The sequence below is a fragment of the Streptomyces sp. OfavH-34-F genome (assembly GCF_022347745.1).
GTDB lineage: Bacteria > Actinomycetota > Actinomycetes > Streptomycetales > Streptomycetaceae > Streptomyces.
In genome coordinates this window covers 1-3,454 of record NZ_JAKRGC010000479.1, presented here as the reverse complement: position 1 = coordinate 3,454, position 3,454 = coordinate 1, and the positions used below count along the sequence as shown (strand labels likewise).

The 3,454-nt window shown below is 75.7% G+C and carries 3 protein-coding genes and 1 pseudogene; 1 reads left to right on the top strand and 3 read right to left on the bottom strand.

The genetic code is table 11. From position 1 onward, the window contains the following. Nucleotides 1-146: 146 nt before the first annotated feature. Both MHW47_RS33610 and MHW47_RS33605 read right to left on the bottom strand, forming a co-directional pair. A complete protein-coding gene (locus MHW47_RS33610; protein ID WP_239227633.1) occupies nucleotides 147-1,238 on the bottom strand; it encodes a hypothetical protein in 1,092 nt (363 codons plus the stop codon). Continuing rightward, nucleotides 1,219-2,190, bottom strand: coding sequence for a phosphatase PAP2 family protein (locus tag MHW47_RS33605; protein WP_239227632.1), 972 nt, complete (start codon nucleotides 2,188-2,190; stop codon nucleotides 1,219-1,221). Before MHW47_RS33605 ends, MHW47_RS33610 begins: the two co-directional genes overlap by 20 nt. 240 nt (nucleotides 2,191-2,430) lie before the next feature. Between MHW47_RS33605 and MHW47_RS33600 the strand changes: the two genes are divergently transcribed. Further along, a complete protein-coding gene (locus tag MHW47_RS33600) occupies nucleotides 2,431-3,027 on the top strand; it encodes a histidine phosphatase family protein (protein ID WP_239227631.1) in 597 nt (198 codons plus the stop codon). A 49-nt stretch (nucleotides 3,028-3,076) separates the two neighbouring features. Here the strand turns inward: MHW47_RS33600 and MHW47_RS33595 are convergent. Continuing rightward, nucleotides 3,077-3,454: pseudogene (locus MHW47_RS33595) on the bottom strand (tetratricopeptide repeat protein); the annotation flags it as partial.

Genomic DNA, 3,454 nt, shown 5'->3' with positions numbered 1-3,454 from the left:
GAGGGCGCGGGGCGGGGCGCCCGCCTCGCCCGCCGTCGTCAGCGGCACCAGGACGAGCGGCCGGTCCGTCAGCCGGCGGTGGCGGACGGTGGCCGTGGGCCGGGCCCGGCCGCACTCCACGGCCTCCATCCGGGCCAGGGTGCTGATCAGTGACATACGGCCCGCCCCTCCAGGGCCTCGGCGCGCAGGGCCGCCGCGCGGCGCAGGGCGGCGACCGCCGGGTCCGCCGGATCGCCCTCCTTGCCCGCGGCCGCCGCCAGCACCCCGGCGATCGTCGTCAGTCCGCCCAGCTCCCCGCGCACCCCGCGTCCCAGCGCCTCCACGGCGCCCTCGGCGCGGGCCCGCGCCCGGCAGTGGAAGGCCAGTTCGCAGGCGGACAGGCACTCCGGGGCGTAGGCCGCGGCGACCGACTCGACGGCCGACTCCAGCTCCTCGGGGGAGCGCTCCGGGTCGAAGGTGGCGCCCTCGGGCAGGTCCGCCGCGATCTCCTCGACGCGGGTCAGCCGGGTCAGCTGGCGGCGGGTGACCGCGCGCTGCTTGCGTACGTCCACGACGGAGGCGGCGGGCAGGTTGGAGAAGTCCTTCGGGCACACCAGGAGCACCCGGTGGCCCACCCGCGCCCCGGCCGTGACCTCCGCGACCCGCTCCAGGGCCAGCACGTAGACCGCGGACTGGCGGGCCGCGGCGCCCACCTTCGCGGCGTCCGCCGAGCCGTCGATCATGGGGAACGACTTGATCTCGACGACCGTCCACGTGCCGTCCGGGTGCACCACCACCGCGTCCGGTTCCAGATAGGCCGGCGAGCCCGCCACCTCCAGGGCCAGCATCGGGTGGTCGAGGAGCGCCCAGCCGGCCGCCTCCGTCGCCTCGCGCAGCGCGAGCGCGGTCCTGGCGGCGCGGCCCTCGGGCCCGGCGGCGGCCAGATCGGGCACCCGGACCTCGCGCGGCGGTTCGCCGCCGCCCCCGAGCCGTTCGTGCAGCAGCCGCATCAGCTCCGTGCCGCCGTCGGCCTTGACCCGGGCCTCGAAGGCGTTGCCCCGCATGAAGGCGAACTGGGACTGGCCGAACGGCGCCGGTGAGCCCAGCGCGGAGGCGAGCGCGCCCTTGTCCACCCCGGCGCCGTCGAGCAGGGCGCGGCGCTTGCAGCCCGGATTGGCGGCCAGGGCCGCGAGCGCGCGGGCGTCCAGCGGGCGCGGGGCGACCGCCGGGCCCCTCAGCTCAGCGAGCCGCCGTCGCAGGGTCGCCGTCGGGGGCGGCGCGTCCTGTCCGGTCGGAGGCGTCGGCCCGGCGGGGCGGGCCGGCCGCCGCCGCGTCGGATGGTTCTGCGGAGGAGGTCCGCTGGCCGGGGATTCGCTCACCCGCCGAAGTCTCGCACCCGGCACTGACATCCGGGGACTCCGCGGCCACGCCCGCCCGGCCGAAGCGGACGAGGGCCGCCGTCCGGACCCGGTCGGCGAGGCGCATCACGGGCCGGGCCAGCAGGGCCCCGACGCCCATCACGGCGCAGCCGGCGACGGCGTCCAGGAAGTAGTGGTTGGCGGTGCCCATCACGATGAACGTGGTCACCAGCGGGTAGGCGACGCCGGCCGCCCGCAGCAGCGGGTGCTTGGCGTGCCGCCACAGCAGGATGCCGCACCACAGCGCCCACCCCACGTGCAGGCTGGGCATCGCGGCGTACTGGTTGGTCATGCCGCCCATGCCGCGCGGCGCGCTCGCCTCCGTGCCCCACCAGCCGTACGAGCTGTACTGGGCCATCGTGTCCACGAAGCCGTGCTTCGCGTCCAGCAGCCTCGGCGGGCAGGTCGGCATCAGCGTGAAGCCGATCAGCCCGAACATCGTCGAGGTCATCAGCCAGGTGCGGGCCCTGCGGTAGAGCGCGGAGTGGCGCCGGAACATCCATATGAGCACCGCCGGCGTGACCACGTAGTGCAGCGAGGCGTACGCGAAGTCGGACGGCACGCCGACCCAGGCGTGCGCCGTGAACAGGCGGTTGAGCGGGTGCTCCGCGTTCAGGTACAGCGCCTGCTCCAGGCGCAGGATCGCCAGGCCGTGGTCCACGGCCGTGGACACGTCGCCGCGTGCCAGGAGACGGCCCCCGGAGTACGCCGCGTACACCAGGGCCAGGAGCGGCAGCTCGGTCCACCAGCGGGGCCGGTGGCGCGGAGCGGGCGCGTGGGTGGCGTGCGGCATCCGGAACTTCTCCATCACGTTTTCATGCGGCCGACTGCGGGCGTTCAACCGTACGGTGCGCCTCGGCCGCGTGTCCCCCGGGGGTGTGGTCGGCACCCCTCAGTTACTGCTCATTGCCTCTGTGGTGTGTGGGACGCCGGGGCGGCCCGCCGGGTTGCCTCATCGGCACGTACGGGATGATGGGAACAAGATCTCAGATTCCGCAACCCCGGTCCCGGCTTTTTCAGGGAGAACCCTTATATGGCACCGCGCATCCTGCTCGCCCGGCACGGGCAGACGGAATGGTCCCTCAACGGCAGGCACACCGGCAGGACGGACATCCCGCTGCTCGACGCCGGACGCGAGGGGGCCAAGCTCCTCGGCGAGCGCCTGCACCGGGGGCCGTGGGCCGAACTGCGCGACCTGGAGGTCCGCACCAGCCCGCTCGTCCGGGCCTCCGAGACCTGCGAGCTGGCCGGCTTCGGCGACCGCGCCGAACCGTGGGACATGCTGATGGAGTGGGACTACGGGGCGTACGAGGGGCTGACCCCGGCGGAGATCAAGGCGGAACGGCCGGACTGGTTCATCTGGCGCGACGGCGTGCCCGAGGGCGAGAGCACCGCCGAGGTGGCGGCCCGGGCCGACGCGATCGTGGAGTGGGCCCGCTCCGCCGACCGGGACGTGCTGGTCTTCGCGCACGGCCACATCCTGCGGGCGCTGGGCGCCCGGTGGCTGGGCGAGGACCTCTCCTTCGGCGCGCGCGTCTGGCTCGCCCCGACGTCGCTCTCCGTCCTCGGCTGGGCGTACGGCGCCCCGGCCATCCAGCGCTGGAACGACACCGGGCACCTGGAACGCTGACCGTCCGGTCCGGGCCCCGCAGGCCCGGACCCGGCGCGGGGCCCCGTCCTCAGCCGCCGGACGGGCCGGAGCCGACCCGGTCCAGGAAGCCCCGGACCTCCGGCGGCGCCCCCGTCCGCGGCCCCAGGGCCCCCACCGCGTCGTCCAGCATCGCCCGGATGCGCGAGGAGCGGACCTCGTCCAGCAGGTCCAGGACCGCGTGGCCGGCCGCCGCCGCCTCCTCCGCCCGGCCCGCCCGCGCCAGGTCCACGGTCAGCTCCGCCCGGTACAGCGCGAGGTTCCGGGTGAAGTGCGGGTCCTGGAGCCGCACCGCCCGCGCGGCATGGCGCGCGGCGCGCGACCAGTCGCCCAGGGCCGCCCAGCACTGGGCCTCCAGCATCTCCAGCTCCGCCTCGCGGAAGAAGCTCATCCACTCCGGGTCCGCCGC

What these genes read in the sequence shown, in the direction of transcription:
- MHW47_RS33600 (WP_239227631.1), top strand. Translation starts at nt 2,431, where the DNA reads ATGGCACCGCGCATCCTGCTCGCCCGGCACGGGCAGACGGAATGGTCC.
- MHW47_RS33605 (WP_239227632.1), bottom strand. Translation starts at nt 2,190, where the DNA reads ATGCCGCACGCCACCCACGCGCCCGCTCCGCGCCACCGGCCCCGCTGG.